Source organism: Micromonospora maritima, from assembly GCF_902825405.1.
Taxonomy (GTDB): domain Bacteria; phylum Actinomycetota; class Actinomycetes; order Mycobacteriales; family Micromonosporaceae; genus Micromonospora; species Micromonospora maritima.
Map to the genome: position 1 here is coordinate 1 of NZ_CADEAU010000463.1, position 4,197 is coordinate 4,197.

The following is a 4,197-nucleotide window of genomic DNA, read 5'->3' on the forward strand; positions in this document are numbered from 1 at the left end:
GGCGTCGCGCAGCACCCCGACCCGGTCGGCGTGCCGGGAGCGGGCCATCCGGGCGGCGCTGTCCCAGCCGGCGTCGCGCAGCGCCGACGCCGCGTCGACCGCCCGGTGGAAGTCGCCCCGACGGGCCAGCAGCACGGCCAGGTAGAGCACCTGGAACAGTTGGGACGGGTTGTTCGTCACGCGGAACCCGTAGCGTTCGGCGAAGCCGCGCCCGTCCCCGGCGAGCCGGCGGGCCAGCCGTTTCTTCTCCTCGACGCTGCGGGTGGCAGTGGTTGTCGGCATGCCGCCGACTACCCCGGCGCGGACGCGCCATTCAGCCGTGCAGGCCGCCGCTGCGGTCGCGGGCCTTGAGCCGGGTGGTGGGCAGCGCCGGGGCGGGCAGCGGCGGCGCGGGATCGTCGGCGACGGCGCCGAAGCGACGGCCGGCCATCCAGTCCTCGCGGGCGGCGGCGACCTCCTCGTGCGACCGGCCGACGAAGTTCCACCACATCACCAGCGGTTCGTCGAAGGGGACGCCGCCGAGCAGCAGCAGCCGGCTGCCCGGTGCCGCGGTCAGCGACAACGCCGTCCGGCCCGCGCCGAGGTAGAGCAGCGCGCCGGGGGCGACGGTCACGCCGTCGGCCTCGGCGGAGCCGGACATGGCCAGCAGCCCGTACTCGAAGTCGGGGCGCAGCGACAACGTGGCCGGCGCGGCGCCCCGGACCTCGATCTGCGCGCCGACCAGCGGCGTGTACGTCACCGCCGGTGAGCGTTCCCCGCCGAACTCCCCGACCAGCAGGGTGAGGTCGAGGTCGCCGTCGCGCCACCGGGGCAGCTCGGCGTGGTGGTCGAAGTCCGGGTCGCCGGCCCGGGCCGGGTCGGGCAGCGCGACCCACAGCTGCACGCCGTGCATCAGCGGCGGGTGGACCAGCGGGGAGCGTTCCGAGTGGGCGATGCCGCGGCCGGAGGTCATCACGTTGAGCTGCCCGGGGCGGATCGGCTGGACGTTGCCGAGGCTGTCCCGGTGCAGGATCTCCCCGTCGAGCAGCCAGGTGACGGTCTGCAGGCCGGTGTGCGGGTGCGGCGGCACCTCCATGCCGGGCCGCTCGGCCACGTCGTCCGGGCCGAAGTGGTCGACGAAGCACCACGCGCCGACCATGCGGCGCTGCCGCTGCGGCAGCAGCCGGCGCACGGTGGTGTAGCGGCCGAGCGGGACGTCGTGCCCCGGAAGCAGCACGCTGCCCGGGTCGGTGGCGCCGACGCCCGGTGGGAGCGTCTGCGCCGGCAGGGATTCGGTACGGTCCACCGCCCGACTCTACGCTCAGTCCGCGACGACGCTCACCGCGTTCGCGCCGGCGACCAGGTCGAGGTAGAGCCGGTCGGCCGCCCGGTCCCAGCCGGGCGAGCTGATCAGCTCACCGGCGGCGATGCCGGCGCGGCGCTCGTCGTACAGCGCCACCGAACCGGCGCCGGCGGCGACCCGCACCCGGGCCGGCGGCCCGCCGGGCACGGTGACGGTCAGCTCGCTGACGCCGCCGGTCATCCGCACGGTGAGCGCGCCGTCGAGCGGGGGCAGGGCCAGCCGGGTACGCGCGGCGCCGCCGATCAGCTCGATCCCGGCCAGCCGGGCCGCGCCCAGGTCGAGCCGCTGCTCGCTGACCCCGCCGACGAGCCGCAGCCGCCAGGTCACCCGGGAGTTGAGCACCACCTCGACGGCGGAGGGACCGGGTCGGCCGCTCTCCCCGATCCGCAGCCGGACCCGGTCACCCGTCAGTTGCGGGCGCGGCGTCACGCCGGCGTCGTCCGGCGCGCCGATCCGGTAGAGGTCGTCGCCGAGGTCGGCCGCCCGCAGGGTGAAGCTGGTCAGGCCGTCGACCAGTTCGAAGTCCGCCTGCCGGCGGTCTCCGCGGGGCGCGGTGAGCGTCTCGGCGGCGGCGACCTCGGCGCCGCCCACCCCACCGGAGCCACCGGCGTCCGTGGCCGGCGACGGACCGCCGGAGAAGACCGTGCCCAGCCGGGCCGGGTTGGCGAGGGTGACCGCGATCGCCGCCACGCCGAGCACCACGACCAGCACGGCGGCGGCCACCAGCGCCCGGGCGGTCCGGGACCAGCCGGGCCCGCTCAGGTCAGGGTCGTCCCCGGATGCCGTCATGGTCGTCCCCTCTCGCCGGTCCCCACTGGCTCATACGTCTCCGTTTCCGCTCCGGTTCATTCCCGCCGGCGCGGCCGGTTCCGCGCCGCCGAGGCGGGCGTGCACCTTGGCGACGCACGCGGACAGCGCCGCGCGCGCGTCCAGGCCGAGGCTCTCGATCGCCACCAGGGCGGTGAACGCCACGTCGGCCAGCTCGGCGGCGACCTCCTCGCGGGTGTGCGTCACGCCCTTGCGCGGGTTCTGCCCGAGCACCCCGATCCAGGCCGCGGCCACCTCGCCGGCCTCCTCGCCGATCTTCAGGATGCGGCAGGTCAGCTCCGTGTCGCCGGTGCCGTTGGCGGCGTCCAGCCAGGCGCGGGCGTCCCGCGCCGAGGTCCAGATCATGTCGTCCACCCGGCCAGTGAACCGGACGGCGGTGACCATCCGTATCCGGGGGCGGTGCGGGCAACGGTGCCGGCACCGGAAGGCGGAGGGACGTGTCCGTGATGCCGGAGACCGTCGAGACGGTGTTCGCCAAGGTGGTCGCGCGGAACCCGGGCGAGCCCGAGTTCCACCAGGCGGTGCGGGAGGTGCTGGAGAGCATCGCTCCGGCCCTGGCCCGGCACCCCGGGTACGCCGACCTGGTCGAGCGCATCTGCGAGCCGGAGCGGCAGGTCATCTTCCGGGTGCCGTGGGAGGACGACCACGGTCGGGTCCGGGTGAACCGCGGCTTCCGGGTGGAGTTCAACAGCGCGTTGGGCCCGTTCAAGGGCGGACTGCGCTTCCACCCGTCGGTCTACCTGGGCATCGTCAAGTTCCTCGGCTTCGAGCAGATCTTCAAGAACGCGCTGACCGGCCTGCCGATCGGCGGCGGCAAGGGCGGGGCCGACTTCGACCCGAAGGGACGTTCCGACCGCGAGGTGATGCGGTTCTGCCAGAGCTTCATGACCGAGCTGTACCGGCACATCGGCCCGCAGACCGACGTGCCGGCCGGGGACGTCGGGGTGGGCGGCCGGGAGATCGGCTACCTGTTCGGGCAGTACAAGCGGATCACCAACCGGTACGAGGCGGGCGTGCTCACCGGCAAGGGCCTGACGTACGGGGGCGCGCAGGTGCGGCGCGAGGCCACCGGCTACGGCGCGGTCTTCTTCGCCGAGGAGATGCTCCGGCAGACCGGGGACAGCCTGGACGGCAAGCGGGTGGTGGTCTCCGGCTCCGGCAACGTGGCCATCTACGCGGTGGAGAAGGTGCACCAGCTCGGCGGCACGGTGGTGGCCTGTTCGGACTCCGACGGCTACGTGCTGGACGAGAAGGGCATCGACCTGGCGCTGCTGCGCGAGTTGAAGGAGGAGCGCCGGACCCGGCTGGACGACTACGTCCGGCACGCGCCGCACGCGGTGGCGGTCGCCGGCCGAAGCGTCTGGGAGGTGCCGTGCGACCTGGCCCTGCCGTGCGCCACCCAGAACGAGATCGGCGGCGCGGAGGCGGCGGCACTGGTGGCCGGCGGATGCGTCGCGGTGGTGGAGGGCGCGAACATGCCGACCACACCGGAGGCGGTGCGCATCCTGGGCCGGGCCGGGGTGCGGTTCGCCCCGGGCAAGGCGGCCAACGCGGGCGGGGTGGCGGTGAGCGCGCTGGAGATGCAGCAGAACGCCAGCCGGGACGCGTGGCCGTTCGACCGGTCTGAGCAGCGGCTACGCGAGATCATGCGGGACGTGCACGAGCGGTGCTGGGCGACCGCGGAGGAGTACGGGCGGCCGGGCGACTACGTGGCCGGCGCGAACATCGACGGGTTCCGGCGGGTGGCCGAGGCGATGCAGGCGCACGGCGTGGTCTGACCGGCCACCATGGACCGACCGGGCGAGCGTGTGCTGACTGCCCGGTCGGTCAGCGATTGACAGTCCTCGACCCCCGGCCTAGGTTCAGGTCGCTACCGGCCGGTAGGCATCCGTCCCGCCCCGCCGTCCCGCGCACCGGGGCGGCACCCGTCCCCCGGGGAGCAGCGATGCAGACCTCGTCCCCCCGCGTGCGCCGCCGGCTGCTCGCCGTCGGCACCGCCCTCGTCCTCGCGCTCGGCCTGGCCGGGG

The 4,197-nt window shown here is 75.0% G+C and carries 4 protein-coding genes and 1 pseudogene; 1 reads left to right on the top strand and 4 read right to left on the bottom strand.

The genetic code is table 11. The features are described from left to right. The 4 genes and pseudogenes from HUW36_RS27085 to HUW36_RS27100 form a co-directional block, all read right to left on the bottom strand. Positions 1-282, bottom strand: a pseudogene (locus HUW36_RS27085) (hypothetical protein); the annotation flags it as partial. 31 nt (positions 283-313) lie between these two features. Beyond that, on the bottom strand, positions 314-1,285 hold the full coding sequence (locus HUW36_RS27090; RefSeq protein WP_174530732.1) for a pirin family protein: 972 nt from the start codon (positions 1,283-1,285) through the stop codon (positions 314-316). Positions 1,286-1,300: 15 nt separating this feature from the next. Further along, positions 1,301-2,131 carry a hypothetical protein gene (locus tag HUW36_RS27095; protein ID WP_174530733.1) on the bottom strand — a complete coding sequence of 277 codons (831 nt, stop codon included), beginning with the start codon at positions 2,129-2,131 and terminating at the stop codon, positions 1,301-1,303. Between the two features lie 30 nt (positions 2,132-2,161). Then, entirely contained in the window at positions 2,162-2,515 is a 354-nt protein-coding gene (locus HUW36_RS27100; protein ID WP_246248340.1) for a MazG-like family protein, read from the bottom strand. A 101-nt stretch (positions 2,516-2,616) separates the two neighbouring features. On the opposite strand from HUW36_RS27100, the gene gdhA reads away from it, so the two are divergent. Next, positions 2,617-3,948 carry an NADP-specific glutamate dehydrogenase gene (gene gdhA, locus HUW36_RS27105; RefSeq protein ID WP_174530735.1) on the top strand — a complete coding sequence of 444 codons (1,332 nt, stop codon included), beginning with the start codon at positions 2,617-2,619 and terminating at the stop codon, positions 3,946-3,948. Positions 3,949-4,197: the final 249 nt, after the last annotated feature.

What these genes read in the sequence shown, in the direction of transcription:
- gdhA (WP_174530735.1), top strand. Translation starts at nt 2,617, where the DNA reads ATGCCGGAGACCGTCGAGACGGTGTTCGCCAAGGTGGTCGCGCGGAAC.
- HUW36_RS27095 (WP_174530733.1), bottom strand. Translation starts at nt 2,131, where the DNA reads ATGACGGCATCCGGGGACGACCCTGACCTGAGCGGGCCCGGCTGGTCC.
- HUW36_RS27100 (WP_246248340.1), bottom strand. Translation starts at nt 2,515, where the DNA reads ATGATCTGGACCTCGGCGCGGGACGCCCGCGCCTGGCTGGACGCCGCC.